Origin of the sequence: Pseudomonas corrugata (genome assembly GCF_050920615.1) — a bacterium.
GTDB lineage: Bacteria > Pseudomonadota > Gammaproteobacteria > Pseudomonadales > Pseudomonadaceae > Aquipseudomonas > Aquipseudomonas corrugata.
Map to the genome: position 1 here is coordinate 870,078 of NZ_CP130434.1, position 19,162 is coordinate 889,239.

General features: G+C 60.9%; 19 protein-coding genes. 10 read left to right on the forward strand and 9 right to left on the reverse strand.

Features of this window, described 5'->3' with window-relative positions; translation table 11 throughout:
• Window positions 1–52 precede the first annotated feature (52 nt).
• The 5 genes from QZH45_RS03765 (at window position 53) to QZH45_RS03785 (ending at window position 5,370) form a co-directional block, all read left to right on the forward strand.
• Entirely contained in the window at window positions 53–967 is a 915-nt protein-coding gene (locus QZH45_RS03765; RefSeq protein ID WP_024779191.1) for an ABC transporter permease subunit, read from the forward strand.
• Window positions 968–969: 2 nt separating this feature from the next.
• Window positions 970–2,250 (forward strand): high-affinity branched-chain amino acid ABC transporter permease LivM, encoded by a 1,281-nt coding sequence (gene livM / locus QZH45_RS03770; protein WP_024779192.1) that lies wholly within the window; start codon window positions 970–972, stop codon window positions 2,248–2,250.
• Window positions 2,247–3,119, forward strand: a complete 873-nt coding sequence (locus QZH45_RS03775) for an ABC transporter ATP-binding protein (protein ID WP_024779193.1) — start codon at window positions 2,247–2,249, stop codon at window positions 3,117–3,119. Before livM ends, QZH45_RS03775 begins: the two co-directional genes overlap by 4 nt.
• The gene (locus QZH45_RS03780) at window positions 3,116–3,832 is read left to right on the forward strand and encodes an ABC transporter ATP-binding protein (protein ID WP_024779194.1); all 717 of its coding nucleotides are present in this window, start codon (window positions 3,116–3,118) and stop codon (window positions 3,830–3,832) included. The genes QZH45_RS03775 and QZH45_RS03780 overlap by 4 nt, the downstream gene beginning before the upstream one ends.
• A 770-nt stretch (window positions 3,833–4,602) precedes the next feature.
• Window positions 4,603–5,370, forward strand: a complete 768-nt coding sequence (locus tag QZH45_RS03785) for an SDR family oxidoreductase (RefSeq protein ID WP_024779195.1) — start codon at window positions 4,603–4,605, stop codon at window positions 5,368–5,370.
• A 129-nt stretch (window positions 5,371–5,499) separates the two neighbouring features.
• On the opposite strand, the gene QZH45_RS03790 is transcribed toward QZH45_RS03785, so the two are convergent.
• The 7 genes from QZH45_RS03790 to QZH45_RS03820 form a co-directional block, all read right to left on the reverse strand.
• Entirely contained in the window at window positions 5,500–6,633 is a 1,134-nt protein-coding gene (locus QZH45_RS03790; protein WP_055136148.1) for an AGE family epimerase/isomerase, read from the reverse strand.
• A 180-nt stretch (window positions 6,634–6,813) separates the two neighbouring features.
• Window positions 6,814–7,386, reverse strand: a complete 573-nt coding sequence (locus QZH45_RS03795; protein WP_024779197.1) for a HupE/UreJ family protein — start codon at window positions 7,384–7,386, stop codon at window positions 6,814–6,816.
• A gap of 30 nt (window positions 7,387–7,416) precedes the next feature.
• A complete protein-coding gene (ureG, locus tag QZH45_RS03800) occupies window positions 7,417–8,031 on the reverse strand; it encodes an urease accessory protein UreG (RefSeq protein WP_053194237.1) in 615 nt (204 codons plus the stop codon).
• Window positions 8,032–8,040: 9 nt separating this feature from the next.
• Window positions 8,041–8,715, reverse strand: a complete 675-nt coding sequence (locus QZH45_RS03805; RefSeq protein WP_024779199.1) for an urease accessory protein UreF — start codon at window positions 8,713–8,715, stop codon at window positions 8,041–8,043.
• Window positions 8,712–9,212, reverse strand: coding sequence for an urease accessory protein UreE (gene ureE, locus QZH45_RS03810; protein ID WP_053194233.1), 501 nt, complete (start codon window positions 9,210–9,212; stop codon window positions 8,712–8,714). The genes QZH45_RS03805 and ureE overlap by 4 nt, the downstream gene beginning before the upstream one ends.
• Window positions 9,213–9,467: 255 nt before the next feature.
• A complete protein-coding gene (locus tag QZH45_RS03815; protein ID WP_024779201.1) occupies window positions 9,468–10,100 on the reverse strand; it encodes a TetR family transcriptional regulator in 633 nt (210 codons plus the stop codon).
• Between the two features lie 155 nt (window positions 10,101–10,255).
• Complete coding sequence (locus QZH45_RS03820; protein ID WP_024779202.1) at window positions 10,256–10,723, reverse strand: hypothetical protein; 468 nt, start codon at window positions 10,721–10,723, stop codon at window positions 10,256–10,258.
• Window positions 10,724–11,085: 362 nt separating this feature from the next.
• Between QZH45_RS03820 and QZH45_RS03825 the strand changes: the two genes are divergently transcribed.
• Complete coding sequence (locus tag QZH45_RS03825) at window positions 11,086–13,161, forward strand: AsmA family protein (protein WP_055136149.1); 2,076 nt, start codon at window positions 11,086–11,088, stop codon at window positions 13,159–13,161.
• Between the two features lie 107 nt (window positions 13,162–13,268).
• Here QZH45_RS03825 and QZH45_RS03830 read toward each other — a convergent pair whose 3' ends face one another.
• A complete protein-coding gene (locus tag QZH45_RS03830) occupies window positions 13,269–13,799 on the reverse strand; it encodes a ferritin-like domain-containing protein (protein WP_024779204.1) in 531 nt (176 codons plus the stop codon).
• Window positions 13,800–13,987: 188 nt separating this feature from the next.
• On the opposite strand from QZH45_RS03830, the gene QZH45_RS03835 reads away from it, so the two are divergent.
• The 3 genes from QZH45_RS03835 to QZH45_RS03845 all read left to right on the forward strand — a co-directional run bounded on the left by QZH45_RS03835 (window position 13,988) and on the right by QZH45_RS03845 (window position 16,489).
• Window positions 13,988–14,878 carry an esterase/lipase family protein gene (locus QZH45_RS03835; RefSeq protein WP_024779205.1) on the forward strand — a complete coding sequence of 297 codons (891 nt, stop codon included), beginning with the start codon at window positions 13,988–13,990 and terminating at the stop codon, window positions 14,876–14,878.
• 63 nt (window positions 14,879–14,941) lie between these two features.
• Window positions 14,942–15,238, forward strand: coding sequence for a PsiF family protein (locus tag QZH45_RS03840; protein ID WP_024779206.1), 297 nt, complete (start codon window positions 14,942–14,944; stop codon window positions 15,236–15,238).
• Window positions 15,239–15,475: 237 nt separating this feature from the next.
• The gene (locus tag QZH45_RS03845; RefSeq protein WP_053194226.1) at window positions 15,476–16,489 is read left to right on the forward strand and encodes an AI-2E family transporter; all 1,014 of its coding nucleotides are present in this window, start codon (window positions 15,476–15,478) and stop codon (window positions 16,487–16,489) included.
• A gap of 132 nt (window positions 16,490–16,621) precedes the next feature.
• Here the strand turns inward: QZH45_RS03845 and QZH45_RS03850 are convergent, their stop codons facing one another.
• On the reverse strand, window positions 16,622–17,896 hold the full coding sequence (locus QZH45_RS03850) for an Hsp70 family protein (protein ID WP_024779208.1): 1,275 nt from the start codon (window positions 17,894–17,896) through the stop codon (window positions 16,622–16,624).
• A 294-nt stretch (window positions 17,897–18,190) separates the two neighbouring features.
• On the opposite strand from QZH45_RS03850, the gene QZH45_RS03855 reads away from it, so the two are divergent.
• Complete coding sequence (locus tag QZH45_RS03855; protein ID WP_024779209.1) at window positions 18,191–19,129, forward strand: DnaJ C-terminal domain-containing protein; 939 nt, start codon at window positions 18,191–18,193, stop codon at window positions 19,127–19,129.
• The last annotated feature ends 33 nt before the right edge of the window (window positions 19,130–19,162 follow it).

The window sequence follows — 19,162 nt, forward strand, 5'->3', positions numbered from 1 at the left end:
CGGTCCGTCGCTGCGGTGTGCGTGCAGTCTTTCAAATGCGTGAGATTGCGTTATGGATGGTATTTTCCTGCAGCAACTGATCAATGGCCTGACCCTCGGGTCGGTCTATGGTCTGATCGCCATCGGCTACACAATGGTCTACGGCATCATCGGCATGATCAACTTCGCCCACGGCGAGGTTTACATGATTTCCGCGTACCTCGCGGCAATCAGTCTGGCTCTGCTGGCTTACTTCGGTATTGAATCCTTTCCGCTTATGATCCTCGGCACCCTCGTGTTCACGGTCGTGGTCACCGGGGTATACGGTTGGGTCATCGAACGCGTCGCCTACAAACCGCTGCGCAACTCCACCCGCCTGGCACCGCTGATCAGTGCCATCGGCATTTCGCTGATCCTGCAGAACTATGCACAGATCAGCCAGGGCGCCCGCCAACAGGGTGTGCCGACACTGCTTGAAGGCGCCATGCGCGTCGACATCGGCACCGGCTTCGTCCAGCTCACCTACACCAAGATCTTCATCCTGGTCGCCGCATTCGCCGGGATGGCTTTGCTGACCTACATCATCAAGTACACCAAGCTGGGGCGCATGTGTCGTGCCACCCAGCAGGATCGCAAGATGGCCTCGATCCTGGGGATCAACACCGACCGTGTGATCTCCTATGTGTTCATCATCGGCGCGGCCATGGCGGCCCTGGCCGGTGTGTTGATCACCATGAACTACGGCACGTTCGACTTCTATGCCGGCTTCATCATCGGCATCAAGGCGTTCACCGCGGCGGTCCTCGGTGGTATCGGTTCCCTGCCTGGGGCGATGCTCGGCGGGATCATCCTCGGGATCTCCGAGTCGCTGTTCTCCGGTCTGATCAACTCCGACTACAAAGACGTGTTCAGTTTCTCCCTGCTGGTGATGATCCTGATTTTCCGTCCCCAAGGCCTGTTGGGTCGCCCACTCGTGGCGAAGGTATAAGTATGTCTGCTGCCAATAAACCGATTGATATCAAACAGAGTGTCATCGACGCGATCCTGGCGGGCCTGATCTCGCTGATCGTGTTCGGGCCGATTGTCGGCGTGGTGCTCGACGGCTACAGCTTCAACCTGCAACCGGCCCGTGTCGGCTGGCTGGTGGGGATCGTGATGATCGGGCGTTTCGCCTTGAGCCTGTTCCTGCAAACGTCCAAGGGGCTGAAGGTGCTCCAGGGCTTCGAAACCCCCGGCTCCGGCGTACACGTGCTGCCCCCGGACTACAAGTCGCGCCTGCGCTGGATCATCCCGGCGCTGATCGTGATTGCCATCGTGTTTCCGTTCTTTGCCAACAAATACGTGCTCACGGTGGTCATCCTCGGGCTGATCTACGTACTGCTTGGCCTGGGCCTGAACATCGTGGTCGGCCTGGCGGGCCTGCTCGACCTGGGTTACGTGGCGTTCTACGCCATCGGCGCCTATGGTCTGGCTCTGGGTTATCAATACCTGGGGCTGGGTTTCTGGACTGTACTGCCACTGGCGGCGATTGCGGCGGCGATGGCCGGATGCATATTGGGTTTCCCCGTGCTGCGAATGCACGGTGACTACCTGGCGATCGTGACCCTTGGCTTCGGTGAAATCATCCGGCTGATCCTCAATAACTGGCTGTCGTTCACCGGCGGGCCGAACGGCATGCCGGTTCCGTCACCCACCTTTTTCGGCCTGGAGTTCGGACGCAGGGCCAAGGATGGAGGGGTGCCCTTCCATGAGTTCTTTGGCATCGACTACAACCCGAACCTGAAATTCCTGTTCATCTATATCGTGTTGTTCATCGTTGTGCTGCTGGTGCTCTACATCAAGCATCGCCTGACCCGCATGCCCGTCGGGCGCGCCTGGGAAGCCCTGCGCGAAGACGAGATCGCTTGTCGCTCCATGGGCCTGAACCATGTGCTGGTCAAGCTCTCGGCGTTCACCATCGGCGCCTCCACGGCCGGCCTGGCCGGGGTGTTCTTCGCCAGCTATCAGGGGTTCGTCAACCCGTCGTCGTTCACGTTCTTTGAGTCGGCCCTGATCCTGGCGATTGTGGTGCTGGGGGGCATGGGGTCGACGGTGGGCGTGGTGATCGCGGCATTCGTGCTCACCGTTGCACCGGAACTGCTGCGCAGCTTCTCCGAATACCGCGTGCTGCTGTTCGGGGTACTGATGGTGTTGATGATGATCTGGCGACCCCGCGGCCTGATCCGTATCAGCCGTACCGGAGTGATGCCGCGTAAAGGAGTAGCGCCATGAGCGAAGTCGTACTCTCAGTCGAAAACCTGATGATGCAATTCGGTGGCATCAAGGCTCTCAGCGACGTCAGCCTGCAGGTCAAGCGCAACTCGATCTTTGCCCTGATCGGCCCCAATGGCGCGGGCAAGACCACGGTGTTCAACTGCCTGACAGGTTTCTACAAGGCCTCGGGCGGCAAGATCGAGCTCAACGTGCGCGGCGAGCGGACCAACGTCATCAAGCTGTTGGGCGAAGCGTTCCGCCCCACCGACTTCGTATCGCCGAAGACCTTCGCCAGCCGGCTGTACTACAAGATGTTCGGCGGTACCCACCTGGTGAACCGCGCCGGCCTGGCCCGTACCTTCCAGAACATCCGCCTGTTCCGGGAAATGTCGGTGCTGGAGAACCTGCTGGTGGCCCAGCACATGTGGGTCAACCGCAGTCTGGTGGCCGGTGTCTTCAACACCAAGGGTTACCGCAAGGCCGAAAGCGACGCGCTGGACCATGCCTTCTACTGGCTTGAAGTCGTGGACCTGGTGGACTGTGCCAACCGTCTGGCGGGTGAGCTTTCCTATGGTCAGCAGCGACGCCTGGAAATTGCCCGGGCCATGTGCACCCGTCCGCAGGTCATCTGCCTCGACGAACCGGCCGCCGGCCTCAATCCTCAGGAAACCGAAGCGCTGAGCGCGATGATCCGACTGCTGCGTGACGAGCACGATCTGACCGTGGTGCTGATCGAACACGACATGGGCATGGTAATGAGCATTTCCGACCACATCGTGGTGCTGGACCACGGCAACGTGATCGCCGAGGGCGGTCCGGAGGCGATTCGCAGCGATCCGAAAGTGATCGCGGCCTACCTGGGTGCCGATGAAGAGGAACTGGTATGAGTGGACCGATCCTCGAACTCAAGGAACTGGACGTATTCTATGGGCCGATCCAGGCCCTGAAGAAAGTCTCGATGCACATTGACGAAGGTGAGACAGTGAGCCTGATCGGCTCCAACGGTGCCGGCAAATCCACGCTGCTGATGTCGATCTTCGGCCAGCCGCGCGCGGCCAGTGGGCAGATCATTTACCAAGGCGTGGACATCACCCACAAGTCGTCTCACTACATCGCGTCCAACGGCATTGCGCAGTCGCCGGAAGGGCGGCGGGTATTCCCCGACATGTCTGTCGAGGAAAACCTGCTGATGGGCACTATCCCCATTGGTGACAAGTACGCCAGCGAGGACATGCAGCGCATGTTCGAACTGTTCCCACGGCTCAAGGAGCGACGCAACCAGCGGGCCATGACCATGTCCGGTGGCGAGCAGCAAATGCTCGCCATCGCCCGGGCACTGATGAGCCGACCGAAGTTGTTGCTGCTCGATGAGCCTAGCCTGGGTCTGGCGCCGATCGTGGTGAAACAGATCTTCGCCACCCTGCGGGAACTGGCGTCCACCGGGATGACCATCTTTCTGGTGGAACAGAACGCCAACCATGCCCTCAGGTTGTCGGACCGGGCCTATGTGATGGTCAACGGCGAAATCCGCCTGACCGGCACCGGCAAGGAACTGCTCGCCAACGAAGAGGTGCGCAACGCATACCTGGGCGGGCACTGACGTCGATATGGCAATAAAAAACCGGCGAGTGATCGCCGGTTTTTTTATGTCTCCAGAACACCACCCAACCGCTCCCACAAGGGGTTCTTGTGTGGAGCAGTGAATTGTGGACAACAATCCACAACCCTTACTAAACCGCAACATAAAGTCGCCGCAAACAGTTGTTTTGTCACAGTTTTGACTTGTCCCCGTTTGCTGTGGAACCGGCTGTGGGTAACGTGGGAGTAGCTGGCTGGAGGCCTTTAAAAACGTGGCTTGTAGAGTGATGATCGTTTTTTGAACAGGTATTTTCAGGCGAGCATGAGTGCAGGTTGTCAACCCTTTTCTGAGCGCTGGAACAGGCTTGGCAATCTGTGGGAAAGCCTGTGGATAAGTCTGTGATTAAACTCTGGAAAGACCGCTCTGAGGGCCGTGTTTGCTGGCTTCGAGCCATCGTGTCGATGGGGCCTGGTTTATAGCAGAGAATCCGATCTGCACAACCCTGCATGCAGGGTCAAGGGAAAAAAGTTTCCATATGCCCCGCAACGCCTTACGCACAGCGGCTTGCAGCGTTTTCACTTGCCCCCGATTACTGTGGACGTGCCTGTGGATAAGGTGCGGGCAACAGGCTACATCCCTCATTCTGCAAGGGCTGGCTCCGTTTGATCGTTTTATGATCAGCCTGGTCTGGTTCAACATCCGCGGTGGGCAGTTGCCGCTCGCTGTCGGGCCGGGCATGCTGTGGGCCGATCCATTCAATGGCTGCCTCAAGCCCAATCAAGGAGAACATGATGTCCAATACCCTGTTTATCACCGGGGCGACGTCCGGATTTGGCGAAGCCTGTGCCCGTCGTTTTGCCGAGGCCGGCTGGAAACTGGTGCTGACCGGGCGCCGTGAAGAGCGCCTCAATGCCCTGTGCGCCGAGCTGTCGAAACAGACCGAGGTCCATGGCCTGGTATTGGATGTGCGTGACCGCAAGGCCATGGAGGAAGCAATCGCCAATCTGCCGCCGTCCTTCGCCACATTGCGTGGCTTGATCAACAACGCCGGATTGGCACTGGGGGTCGATCCGGCACCCAAGTGCGACCTTGATGACTGGGACACGATGGTCGACACCAACGTCAAGGGATTGCTCTACAGCACGCGCCTGTTGCTGCCGCGCCTGATTGCCCATGGTCGCGGCGCGGGGATCATCAACCTGGGTTCCATCGCCGGCAACTACCCGTACCCGGGTAGCCACGTGTATGGCGCGAGCAAGGCGTTCGTCAAACAGTTCTCGCTGAACCTGCGCTGCGACCTGCAGGGTACCGGTGTGCGGGTCAGCAACATCGAGCCGGGCTTGTGTGAGAGCGAGTTCTCACTGGTACGCTTCGGCGGTGACCAGGAGCGCTACAACGCGACTTATGCCGGGGCCGAGCCGATCCAGCCGCAGGACATTGCCGAAACGATCTATTGGGTGCTCAACACGCCAGCGCACATCAACATCAACAGCCTGGAGTTGATGCCGGTGAGCCAGACCTGGGCTGGATTTGCCATTGAGAGAAATAACAAGGGATAGGACCGCGTTATCGTTCATCGCGGGCAAGCCTTGCTCCCACGGAAAGCTCAGTACCGTGGGAACATACTTTGCTCCGGGAATGACTCGAACCTGTGGGAGCAAGGCTTGCCCGCGATAGCAATCGACCGGTCAGCCCAGGTAATCGGCCAATCCGCGATAGCAGGTCATCAGGTGATAGGGGGTGGTGGAGGGCATGTCCCGACGGCTGACGAGGCCGTCGGTATCAAGGCATTCGTTCCACCCCTTGGCATGCAGGAAATGCTGTTGCAGAGCCTGAAGCTGACGCAGCAACACGTCCTGGCTTCCCGGGCGCAGGGTGAGGGCGCGCAGGTATTCGGCCTGGGCCCAGATGCGTTGGGTGACGTCGCGCGCGACAGTGCCCGGCTTCGGGCTCAGCATGGCACATACCGCGCCGGACTGCGGGTTCACGCCTTCTTGCTCGGTATAGCCAAAGCTCCGCTGCAGGGCGACGCGCAACTGGCCGTCCTGCAGCTGGGGCGACGAAGCCAGCAGGAAATACCATTCGAACTGATGTCCCGGCTCAAACCAGTTATCCACAGCCTTGAGCGGTTTCTCCATTATCACGCCCAGCTTCGGCTCAATGAAGTGCTTGGACATCCCGTCACACAGACTCAGCAATGCCTGGCGAACGTTGGCATCGTCGCGGACCGAGAGGGTGGCGAGGAAGGCTTCTGCCAAGTGCATCAGGGGGTTCTGCAACGGGCCGGTTCCGAGCGTTGACCAATCGCGCTTGAGGCTGGCCTCGTAGAGACCGTCGCCGGTGGCAAAGCGCCGGGCAATGACTTCCAGCGCAGCGTTGAGCACCGATTCCACCAGAGGCTCGCGAACCTTGTCCCAGTAATGGGCGCAGGCGAACAGGATGAAGGCGTGGGTGTAGAGGTCTTTGCCGGTGTCCAGCGGGGCGCCTTGCGGGTCGATGCTGTAGAACCAGCCGCCGTGTTCGCCATCGTGAAAGTGGCGCTGTAGCGAACGGAACAGCGCCGCGGCCCGTTCTTCGGCCCCTGTTACTTCGCCGATCAGGCTGGCGAACACATACAGTTGTCTTGCGCAGGCCATCGCCCGGTAGCGTTGGGGTGGCAACGGCGTGTGGGCCGCATCCAGGGATTCGTAGGGCAGTGCCAGTTCGGCATTCCAGCCCGGGCCTTGCCACATGGGCACGATCACCTCGTGAAAATGCTGGCGCACTGTTGCGAACAGGGCGATCAATTCAGGTGAAGGAACGGGGCGGGAAGCATCGGGCATGGGCGGACGTCGTCACGGCAAGGGGCGATTGCGCGACATGGTAGCAGAGTGGCAGGGGCGAGAGATGCAGTGCCTTCAAGAGCCCCTTCGCGGGCAAGTCCGCTCCCACAGGTCCGGTTTACGCCGATCAAATTGTGGGAGCGGGCTTGCTCGCGAAGGCGGTCTTGAAAGCGCCGAAAATCAACCTGCCAACAACCAGATCCCAACCCCCGCCGAAGCCGCCCCCGCCAGCCGTACCAAGGGCGCAGCTGCCCGTGGCAGCGCGCGAACCAGGACGAAACCTGCGCCATGCAGCGCCGCCGTCGCAGCGACGAACCCGGCTGCATAAGCCCACGGGCTCGACATGTCCGGTAGTTCCAGCCCATGGGCCACACCATGGAACAGCGCAAACAGTGCAGTCGCAGCAACCGCCAGACTCAATGGCGGACGGACTGCCAGCGCCACCGCCAGGCCCAGGGCCAGCACCGAGGCGGCAATCCCGCTCTCCAGCGCCGGCAACTGCAGACCTTCGAAACCGAGCAGACCGCCGATCAGCATCGTACCGATGAACGTGCAGGGCAGCGCCCAGCGCGCAGTGCCTTGTTGCTGTGCCGCCCACAAGCCGACCGCGAGCATGGCGAGCAGGTGGTCCAGGCCGCCGATGGGATGCCCGAGGCCGGCGATCAGGCCGTTATCGCCGTGGCCGGGGTGGGCGAAGGCCAGGGTTGGGGCCAGCAGCAGGGCGAGGGTGCCGAGGATGCGTTTGAGTGTCATGAGAGGCTTCCTTGTTGAGAGTTCGAAAAATCAGGCAGCAGTCAGCAGACCCTGGCGCTCGATGAAAGCGATGATCTCCTCCAGGCCCTGGCCGGTTTTCTGGTTGCTGAAGACGAACGGCTTGCCGTTGCGCATCCGCCGGGTGTCGCTGTCCATCATCTCCAGGGAAGCACCTACCAGCGGTGCCAGGTCGATCTTGTTGATGACCAGCAAGTCGGACTTGCAGATGCCCGGCCCACCCTTTCGCGGCAACTTGTCCCCGGCCGAGACATCGATCACGTAGAGGGTCAGGTCCGACAGCTCCGGGCTGAAGGTCGCCGAAAGGTTGTCGCCCCCGGACTCCACCAGGATCAGGTCCAGCCCCGGGAAGCGCCGGTTCAACTGGTCTACCGCTTCGAGGTTGATCGAGGCGTCTTCGCGAATGGCTGTGTGCGGGCAACCACCGGTTTCGACACCAATGATCCGCTCCGGCGCCAGGGCTTCGTTGCGGACCAGGAAGTCGGCGTCTTCGCGGGTGTAGATATCGTTGGTGACCACCGCGAGGTTGTAGCGCTCGCGCAGGGCCAGGCACAGGGCCAGGGTCAGGGCGGTCTTGCCGGAGCCCACCGGACCGCCGATGCCGACGCGCAGGGGTTGTGTGTTCATGTTTGTCTCCTAGGAACGGAACAGACGGCTGTACTGGCGCTCATGGGCCATACACGCCAGGGACAGGCCAAACGCGGCGCTGCCGTAATGCTTGGGGTCGATGTTCGAGGCGTTGTGCTGGGCCTGTTGCAACAGCGGCAGCAGCTCGCTGGTCAGGCGCTGGGCGGCTTGCTGGCCGAGGGGAAGGGTTTTCATCAGCACCGCCAGCTGGTTCTCCAGCCAGCTCCACAACCAGGCTGCGAGGGCGTCCTGGGGGCTGATGTTCCATGCGCGGGCGGCCAGGGCCCAGCCCAGGGCCAGATGTGGTTCGCTGCGTTGTTCGAGAAAATGCCGTGCGGCGCCGTCGAGTTCCGGCAGGCCGCCAAGCAGTTGTTGCAACGAATAGCCCATTTGCCGGCTCTCCTGGTACAACTCGCGGGTTTCCCGGCTGGCGCGGTGTGCTTCGCAGTGTTGCCCCAGGGCGCTCCAATCGTCGGCCGCAGCGGCGCTGCAATGAGCGAGCAGCAGGGGAGCTTCGAAGCGCGCCAGGTTCAGCAGCAATTGATCGCTGATCCATCGACGGGCGTCGTCGGATGTCTTGATCTGGCCGTTATCCACCGCCATCTCCAGTCCTTGGGAATAGCTGTAGCCGCCGATTGGCAACTGCGGGCTGGCCAGACGCAACAGCGCCCAGGCCGGGTTCATGTACGCAAGCCGAACTGATGCAGGCGCGGTGCATAGTTGAAGTCTTCGTCGCCGTGCCGAGAATGATGATGGCCGCCGCCATAGGCGCCATGTTCGGGTTGAAATGGGGCTTCGATGGGGGCGACGGTCGCGCCCAGTTGTTCGAGCATCGCCTTGAGCACGTAATCGTCCAGCAGGCGCAGCCAGCCATCGCCCACTTGCAGCGCAACATGGCGATTGCCCAGGTGATAGGCTGCACGCGTCAGCTCGAACCCATTGGCGCAGGTGACATGCAGCAGTTGCTCGGGGCGGGCACAGACACGCACGATACGTCCGTCTTCGGCCTGGAGGTATTCGCCGTCATGAAGCGGCGGCTGGCCCCGCTCCAGAAACAATCCCACGTCTTCATCCTCGGCACTGAAACAGCGCAGGCGACTTTTGCTGCGGGCATCGAAAGTCAGATGGAGTTCGGCGTCCCAGCGGGGTTGAGTGTCGATTCTGCGATGAATCACCAGCATCGGAGTGCTTCCAGCAATGAGCGATGCTGTGTTTAGAGCAAGGGGCTTGCCAATCGAAGATGGCGTAGGAAATAGGCGTGGGATGCTTGGCGCAGCCTTTTAGGTCGCTCCGAACCAGTGCGCGCAACGAGAGGGGCGCACTGTTTTGTGGCGTTCGGCGAACCTGTGGGAGCCTGCTCGCGATGGCGGTGCATCAGACACATAGAGGTTGACTGAGCCACCGCCATCGCGAGCAGGCTCGCTCCCACAGGGGGATTACTCGGTGCTGCCCAAGCCTTGCCAATGTTTGAGGCCGATAAAGATAAACCGCAGTTGCTGGGTGATCTTCGCCTGGGGCGTGAGGTGATCGGGGGGCGCTTCGGCGGGAGGGTCGATGATGTCGGGCAGGGTGGCGAACACGCTCTTGACGATGAGGTCGGCCATCACGCTCAGCCCGGCAAGGTCCAGATGCTGCAGTTTCGGCATCAATGCCAGGTCGGCGGCCAGGTCCGAACTGATGGCTTCGCGCAGTTGTGCGATGGCTTGGCGTACCGGCAGGGAGCCGCCGTATTGTTCGCGGGCAAGGAACAGGAACTGCGACCGGTTGACTTGCACTACATCAAGAAAGATCCGCACCGATGCATCAATGATGCCGCCCATGACGAATTCATTGTGACGCACCAACCGGATGGTTTCGCGGAAGGTCTGGCCTACTTCGCTGACCAGCGCCAGGCCCAGTTGATCCATGTCGTCGAAATGCCGGTAGAAGCCGGTGGGTACGATGCCCGCCGTCTTGGCAACTTCGCGCAGGCTCAGGCTGCCGAATCCCCGTCCGCACTCCATCAAATGACGGGCCGCGTCCATCAGGGCATTTCGGGTCTGTTGTTTCTGTTCGGCGCGGGGCAACATCGCAGGACTGACTTCCGAGTCATGGGAGCGACGCACTTTAGCAAATCGGCTTTGTCGACGTCGAACGGTAGCAGGGGATCAAATGGGAAAACGCAATGCCTGAAAAGTCAAAAGCCCGATTGTGATAATCGGGCTTTTTTTCCAGGACCATGGGCTCAGCTCACAGCGCTGTTGCGTTGGATCACCCGGTCACTACCATCGGCTGCCAGGGTCTGGCCTTGTGTGGTGCGATCGTAGCCGTTCTCAACCAGGCCTTTATCTTCCAGGCGATCACGGCCGCCTTCAGCGACTTCGCGGCCTTGGAAAGTGCGTTCCGAACCGCCTTCAGCGACTTCGCGGCCCTGGAAAGTGCGTTCCGAACCGCCTTCAGCGACTTCGCGGCCCTGGAAAGTGCGTTCCGAACCGTCCTCAGCGACTTCGCGACCCTGGAGAGTGCGTGCCGAACCGTTTTCGGTGACTTCGCGACCTTGAAGGGTACGTTTGGTACCGTCTTCAGCAACAGTCTGGCTGTAGACCGAGTGGCTGTCCTTGACCTGTGGTGTAGCCTGTTCGGAAGCTGGCAGGGCGAAAGCAGTGGAGGCCAGCAGTGAAAGGGAAAGGCTCATCAGTAATTGGCGTTTCATGATCGTTGCTCCTCGGGAGGGCTAAAAAGTGGGTACGAGGGCAATGCTACTCTCGATAAGTCGATATAAAAGTTCATAAACGCAATGGTAATAATCAACGGAATTGATTGTTCGCTGGGAAGGCTCTAGAACGGGCGTTTCCGAGGTGCGGTTTCGCACCATGGTGGGTATTTTGTACCCACTCACGCCACGCAAATGTGCGCGGGCGGTAACAGCTTGCTGGCGGATTGGTCAGGTTTTTCACCCTGGAGGGTAAACCTGTTGGTCGTTTCACCAGTCTCATTCATACAACGAGCCGGCTACAGGTTCGGTTTTTCAGGTGTTGCGGTACGGACGCCGATTTGTCATCAGGAGCCTTGCGCATGACTCGCACTTCAAAAATCCTTGCCTGGAGCTTGGCCAGCCTTGCTGTTCTGTTGGCCGTGTTGGTGTTGGTCATCGTGTTCTTCGATTGGAACCGGATCAAGCCGACGCTCAACGCCAAGGTGTCCGAGGAACTGCATCGCCCGTTCGCCATCAACGGCAACCTGGCCGTGGTCTGGCAACGTGAGTCCGAAGAGGGCGGCTGGCGGGCCTGGGTGCCCTGGCCCCACGTGATGGCCGAGGATCTGAGCCTGGGCAACCCCGAGTGGTCGAAAAAACCGCAGATGGCCACGCTCAAGCGTGTCGAGTTGCGCATCTCCCCCCTTGCCTTGCTGGCTCGGCGTGTGACGATTCCCAGAATCGACCTGACCGAACCCGACGCCAACCTGCAGCGCCTGGCTGATGGACGCGCCAACTGGACCTTCCAGGTCGATCCGAAGGACCCGGACGCCAAACCGTCGAGCTGGGTCGTGGACATCGGGGCCATCGGCTTCGACAAGGGGCACGTCACGCTTGACGACCAGACCTTGAAGACTCGACTCGACCTGCTGATCGACCCGCTGGGGAAGTCCATTCCGTTCAAGGATATCGTCGGCGAAAAGGCCGCGAAAAAGGTCCAGGATCAAGGCGCAACGGCTCAGGACTATGGGTTCGCCTTCACGGTCGACGGGCAGTATCACGGACAGAATCTCAATGGTTCCGGCAAGGTCGGCGGCCTGCTGGCCTTGCAGAATGCATCGCAACCCTTTCCGTTGCAGGCTCAGGTAAAGACCGCCGATACCCGTGTCGAACTGGCTGGTACGCTCACCGACCCGATGAATCTCGGCGCCCTTGATCTGCGCCTGAAACTGGCCGGCACCAGCCTCGCTCATCTGTATCCACTGACCGGGGTGACCTTGCCGGATTCGCCGCCCTATGAAACCGACGGTCATCTGATTGCCAAACTCCATGAGCCGGATGGGGCGCTGTTTCGCTATGAGGCGTTCAACGGAAAGATCGGCGACAGCGACATCCATGGTGACCTGGCCTATGTCGCCAGCCAGCCACGGCCAAAACTCAGCGGCACGCTGGTGTCCGACCAACTGTTGTTCAGCGATCTGGCACCGCTGATCGGCGCCGATTCCAACACCGAGCAGCAGGCCCGTGGCAGCGCCAGCAAGCAGCCGTCAGACAAGGTGCTGCCCGTGGAAGAGTTCCGCACCGAGCGCTGGAGCGCGATGGACGCCGACGTGGAGTTCACCGGCAAACGCATCGTCCACAATGCGCAATTGCCGTTCACCGACCTCTACACGCACCTGGTGCTCAACGACGGACAACTGAGCCTCGAGCCCCTGCGTTTCGGCGTCGCCGGTGGCCGACTCGATGCGCAGATCCGTCTCAACGGGCAGGCCCATCCCCTGGAGGGCCAAGCGAAGTTGACGGCGCGAGGATTCAAGCTCAAGCAGCTGTTCCCCGGCTTCGAACCGATGAAAACCAGTTTCGGCGAGCTCAACGGCGACGCCGACATCAGCGGTCGTGGCAATTCAGTCGCAGCGTTGCTGGGCACCTCCAACGGCACCTTGAAAATGCTCATCAACGACGGCGCCATCAGTCGCGAGTTGATGGAGTTGGCGGGGTTGAACGTGGGTAACTACGTGATGGGGAAAATCTTTGGCGACAAGGAAGTGAAGATCAACTGTGCAGCGGCGGACTTCGACATCAAGACCGGCCTGGCAACCACTCGCCTGTTCGTATTCGATACTGAAAACGCAATCATCTACATCGACGGCACGGCAAACATGGCTACCGAACAACTGGACCTGACCATTTCGCCGGAATCCAAGGGCTGGCGGCTGATTTCCCTGCGCTCGCCCTTGTACGTACGGGGCAAGTTCGCCAAGCCCTCCGCCGGGGTCAAGGCCGTGCCACTGATGTTGCGCGGTGCCGGGATGGTGGCGCTGGGTGTGATCGCCGCGCCGGCGGCAGGCTTGCTGGCCCTGGTGGCGCCCAGCGGTGGCGAGCCGAACCAGTGTGCGCCGCTGCTGGAGCAGATGAAGGCGGGCAAGGCGCCGGTGACGGTCAAGCCGACACGGTAATTCGGGGATTTGCGGTGAGGCGGCTGGCCTCATCGCGAGCAGGCTCGCTCCCACATTGAGGGTGTACACCTATCGAATGTGGGAGCGAGCCTGCTCGCGATGGGGTCTTACAAATCGGCCAGGATATCGGCCATGTCATCGGCGTGCTCTTCTTCCTGGGCCAGGATGTCCTCGAAGATGCGTCGGGTGGTCGGGTCTTTATCGCCAATGTACTGGATGATTTCCCGGTAGCTGTCGATGGCTATCCGCTCGGCCACCAGGTCTTCGTAGACCATTTCCTTGAGGGTGGCGCCTGCCACGTATTGGGCGTGGGAGTTGCGGCTCAACAGGTCGGGGTTGAACTCCGGCTCACCGCCCAGTTGCACGATGCGCTCGGCCAGTCTGTCGGCATGTTCGGCTTCCTGGTTGGCATGTTCGAGGAACTCACTGGCCGCCACGCTGGCTTTGAGGCCGGTGGCCATGAAGTAATGGCGCTTGTAGCGCAGCACGCATACCAGCTCGGTGGCCAGTGCTTCGTTGAGCAGGCGCACGATTTCCTGTCGATCCGCATTGTAGCCCTCGGTCACTGCGCCGTTTTGTACGTTCTGCCGCGCACGTTCGCGCAGGGTCGTCACATCGGATAAGTGCATGTCGCTCATCTCGTTCTCCTGGAGGCTGATCCGGTTGGGGGCGTCACGCTCTCGAGGCGCGATCGCTTACAAGGTTGGGAGTGATGAGCGAGGCAAAAGTTTTATGGGATGTGCAGCCCCTACAATGACGACCAGGCGTCATGAAGCGCGCCTAGACTGCTCTTCAACCCCATCATCGATCACAAGGACGTCCATATATGTCGCAACGCTGCGCCACTCGCTACCCGCTGGTGCTGGTCCCTGGCATGCTCGGGTTCATCCGCCTGGTGTTGTATCCGTACTGGTATGGGATCGTTTCGGCGTTGCGCCGCGGTGGTGCGGTGGTGGTGGCGGTGAAGGTTTCGCCGCTGCATTCGTCCGAGGTGCGCGGCGAACAATTGCTGGCGCGGATCGAGGAGGTCCTGCGGCAAACCGGCGCGGCCAAGGTCAACCTGATCGGCCACAGCCAGGGCGCCCTCAGTGCCCGCTATGCGGCGGCCCGGCGCCCGGACCTGGTGGCCTCCGTCACGTCGGTGGCCGGTCCCAACCACGGTTCCGAACTGGCCGACTACCTGCTGGCCCACTATCCGTCGAACAGTGCCAAGGGGCGCATGCTCAGCGCGGTGCTGCGGTTGATCAACGCGGTGATGAACCTGCTCGAAACCGGCTATCGCGGGCCGAAGCTGCCGGTGGACCTCCATGCTTCCCATGAATCCCTCACCACTGCCGGGGTGGCGCGCTTCAATGAGCGTTATCCACAGGGGCTGCCTGAAACCTGGGGCGGGCAGGGGGCTGAAGAAGTCGACGGCGTGCGTTATTACTCCTGGTCCGGGATCCTGCAACCCGGCAAGACGGACAAGGGGCGCAACCTCTTCGATGGCACGAATCGCAGTTGCCGCCTGTTCGCCCGGACATTCGTGCGTGAGGCGGGGCAGTGCGACGGCATGGTCGGACGCTTCAGCTCGCACCTGGGTACGGTCATCGGCGATGACTATCCACTCGACCACTTCGACATCGTCAACCAGTCCCTGGGGTTGGTGGGCAAGGGGGCCGAGCCGATCCGGTTGTTTGTCGAGCATGCAGAGCGCTTGAAAGCGGCGGGTGTATAGGGCTGCGTTGTCTACACTGGATTCATCGCCGTCACGCTCGTGCGGCATTCAGGAGAAGACGTCATGATGATGCTGCGTGTCCCTTTGTTGATGATCGGTTTGCTGCTGTGTTCCCAAGGCTTCGCTGCGACGGCCCAACAGACCAGGATGACCACCTGCAACGCCGATGCCACCGCCAAGGCGCTCAAGGGCGATGAGCGCAAGGCCTTCATGAGCACCTGCCTGAAGACCAAGCCGCCTGAAGTACGGGGAGGAACGCCGCAGGAGCGCATGAAAACCTGCAACGCCGACGCGACCACCAAGGCGCTCAAGGGCGACGAGCGTAAAGCGTTCATGAGCAATTGCCTGAAGAACAAGTAACGCAGTGCCTGTCGCGAGTTTCTGTGGGAGCATGGCTTGCCCGCGATGCAGGCGCCTCGGTTTACGTTGAGACCGAGGTGACCCTGTCGCGGGCAAGCCATGCTCCCACAGGGCCCTCACAGGCACTGCAAAACTCTCTTGAACCCCGACCAACGTCGGCCGATACAATCCCTAGTGCTGCCAGCGGAAGGCTGGCAGACTGCCGATCCTTTCACGCCGTTTTTGTTCTGAGGCTGTATGCCAACGTTTTCTCAGCGTCATGTGTTGTTGGTGATCAGTTGGGTGATCATTTTTGGTGGGTTGTTGCTGGTGTTGCCGCTGCGCCTGTTGCCAAGCCTTATGGCCGGGCTGCTGGTGTTCGAGCTGGTCAACATGCTCACCCCGCAATTGCAGCGGTTGATCGAAGGCCGGCGTGCCCGCTGGCTCGCGGTGGCGTTGCTGGGCACCCTGGTGGTGACTGCCCTGTCGTTGATCTTCGCCGGCGCAATCAGTTTCCTGCTGCATGAAGTGGAAAACCCCGGTGCATCCCTGGACAAGTTCATGGCCGTGGTCGACCGCGCCCGTGGACAGTTGCCACCCTTCATCGACGCCTACCTGCCGGCCAGCGCCGCCGAGTTCCGGGTGGCAATCAGCGACTGGATGGGCAAGCACCTGAGTGACCTGCAATTGGTGGGCAAGGACGCGGCCCACATGTTCGTGACATTGCTGATCGGCATGGTGCTGGGAGCGATCATTGCCTTGCAGCGCGTCCCCGACCTGACCAAGCGCAAGCCCCTGGCCGCGGCACTGTTCGATCGCCTGAACCTGTTGGTCAAGGCGTTCCGCAACATTGTCTTTGCCCAGATCAAGATTTCCCTGCTCAACACTTTTTTCACCGGGATTTTCCTGGCAGTGGTGCTGCCGTTGTTCGGCATCAAGCTGCCGCTGACCAAAACCCTGATCGTGATGACCTTCCTGCTGGGGTTGCTGCCGGTCATCGGCAATCTGATGTCCAACACCTTGATCACCATCGTCGGCCTGTCACTGTCGGTCTGGGTTGCCGTGGCGGCGCTGGGTTACCTGATCGTGATCCACAAGCTCGAATACTTCCTCAACGCCCGCATCGTGGGTGGACAGATCAGTGCCAAATCCTGGGAGCTGCTCATGGCGATGCTGGTGTTCGAAGCGGCGTTCGGCCTGCCGGGGGTGGTGGCGGGGCCGATTTACTATGCATATCTCAAGAGCGAGTTGAAGCAGTTGGGGATGGTTTGATTCTGGCGGATTTGTAGCCTGATCCGGCGCCTTCGCGAGCAAGCCCGCTCCCACATTTGATCGCATTGCTCCTGAGAGACCCGGTCAACTGTGGGAGCGGGCTTGCTCGCGAAGGGCGCGCCGCTGTGCTGCTCAGCCTTGGGTCCCGTAGCGCTTCATCGCCTCGATCGCCAACCCGCTGCCGATGCTCCCGAAGATGTTCCCTTCCACGTGCCGCGCCTTGGGCAGCATGGCCGAGACGCTGTTGCGCAGGGCCGGGATGCCACTGGAGCCGCCGGTGAAGAACACCGTGTCCACCTGATCGACGCCGACATTGGCGTCATTGAGCAGTTGCGTGACGCTGGCGCGAACCCGTTCCAACAGGCCGTCGATAGCCGATTCGAACAGCGCCCGGCTCAGGTCCACGCTCAAGCCCGGCTCGATCCGGTCCAGGGCCACATGGCGCTGGTCGGCGTGGGTCAGCTGGATCTTGGTTTCTTCCACTTCCATCGCCAGCCAATGCCCGGCGCGCTGTTCGATCAACTTGAACAGCCGGTCGATGCCGCCGGTGTCTTCGATGTCGTAGCGCATGCTGTTCAGGGCCAGAGTGGATTTCTGCGCATACACTGCGTTGATGGTGTGCCAGGTCGCCAGGTTCATGTGGTGGCTGGTGGGCATGTAGGCGCCGCTTTTCATTCGGCTGCCATAGCCGAACAGCGGCATCAGGCCCTGCAAGCTCAGTTGCTTGTCGAAGTCGGTCCCGCCGATGTGCACGCCGCCGGTGGCGAGGATATCGGCGTGGCGGTTGTCGTGGGTACGGCGTTCAGGGGACAGGCGCACCAGGGAGAAGTCCGACGTACCGCCGCCGATGTCGACGATCAGCACCAGCTCTTCTTTTTCGATGGTCGATTCATAATCGAATGCCGCCGCGATGGGTTCGTACTGGAACGAGACTTCCTTGAAGCCGATGGCGCGGGCCACATCCACCAAGGTATTTTCGGCCTCCTGGTCCGCCAGCTCATCGTCATCGACGAAAAACACCGGGCGACCCAGCACCACTTCCTCGAACTCCCGACCGGCGGTGGCCTCGGCGCGTTTTTTCAACTGGCCGATGAACAGGCCGAGCAAGTCCTTGAACGGCATCGCTGTGCCCAGCACGCTGGTGTCGTGTTTGATCAGCTTGGAACCCAGCAGGCTCTTGAGCGAGCGCATCAGCCGGCCTTCGTAGCCTTCCAGGTACTCATGCAGCGCCAGCCGGCCGTAGACCGGACGGCGTTCCTCCAGATTGAAAAACACCACCGAGGGCAGGGTGATCTTGTCGTCCTCCAGCGCGATCAGCGTTTCCATGCCGGGGCGCAGCCAGCCGACGGTGGAGTTGGACGTGCCGAAGTCGATGCCGCAGGCACGGGCCGGGGATGCGTTTTTCATGTCTTTCAGGTTCCGGTTGAAAAAACGGCCGCGCAGTGTATGCCAGTGCGGCGCGGATTCGAAGGCCGGTTATCCGCTAATTCGCACTCTCAGCCTTGAAAGACAGCGTTGGACCCCCAAACTTGTCGGCATGAGACTGGCAGCCACAGGGCGGACACAAGAACCGCCACCGGTTGCCGATAAACTTCTGAAGCGCCGCCAGGTCCCAATCTTGAGATGGATCAACCCGGTGCCCGCTGATCCGGGCATGCTGTGGACGGTGGTGCGACATCGATAACGGGTGGTGATGCTTAGATGGACTTCAAAGACTATTACAAGATCCTGGGTGTGGAACCAACGGCTGACGACAGCACGATCAAGGCTGCCTATCGCAAACTCGCGCGCAAATACCACCCGGATGTCAGCAAGGAAAAAGACGCCGAGACCAAATTCAAGGATGTCTCCGAAGCCTATGAAGCGCTGAAAAGCGCCGACAAACGCGCCGAATACGACGATCTGCGTCGATATGGCCAGCATGGCCAGCCGTTCCAGGGCCCCCCGGGCTGGCAGAGCCGCGGTGGTTTCGGGGGGCAGGATACCGGGGATTTTTCAGACTTCTTCAGTTCGATCTTCGGCAATCGCGGGCCAGGATTCGGGGGCGCACAGTCAGGTCGCAGCGCCGGCCGTCGGGGGCAGGACGTGGAAATGGAATTACCGATTTTCCTGGAAGAAGCCCTGTCGAATGAGTCGAAAAAGGTCAGCTTCCAGGTGCCGCAGTACAACGCGGCGGGCCAGCACGTCAGCAACACCAGCAAAAGCCTGAACGTGAAGATCCCGTCAGGCGTGACCGACGGCGAGCGGATCCGCCTCAAGGGCCAAGGCGCGCCGGGTATTGGTGGCGGGGCCAATGGCGACTTGTACCTGACCATTCGCTTTGCCCCGCACCCCAAATTCGATGTCGAAGGCCAGGACCTGATCATCACCCTGCCGCTGGCGCCCTGGGAGTTGGCGCTGGGCACCGAGGTGGCCGTCCCGACCCTCACCGGCAAGATCAACCTCAAGGTCCCGGCCGGCAGCCAGAACGGCCAGCGCATGCGTGCCAAGGGTCATGGCCTGCGCAACAAGGCCGGTGAGCGCGGCTACTTGTTCATCCAGCTCAAGGCCGTGATGCCCAAGTCCAACGACGAAACGGTCAAGGCTTTGTGGGCAGAGCTGGCGAAGAAAGCCGCGTTTGATCCACGGGAGAATTTCTGACGGCGGGGCCTTTGCCAGCCCTGCCCTGTCAAG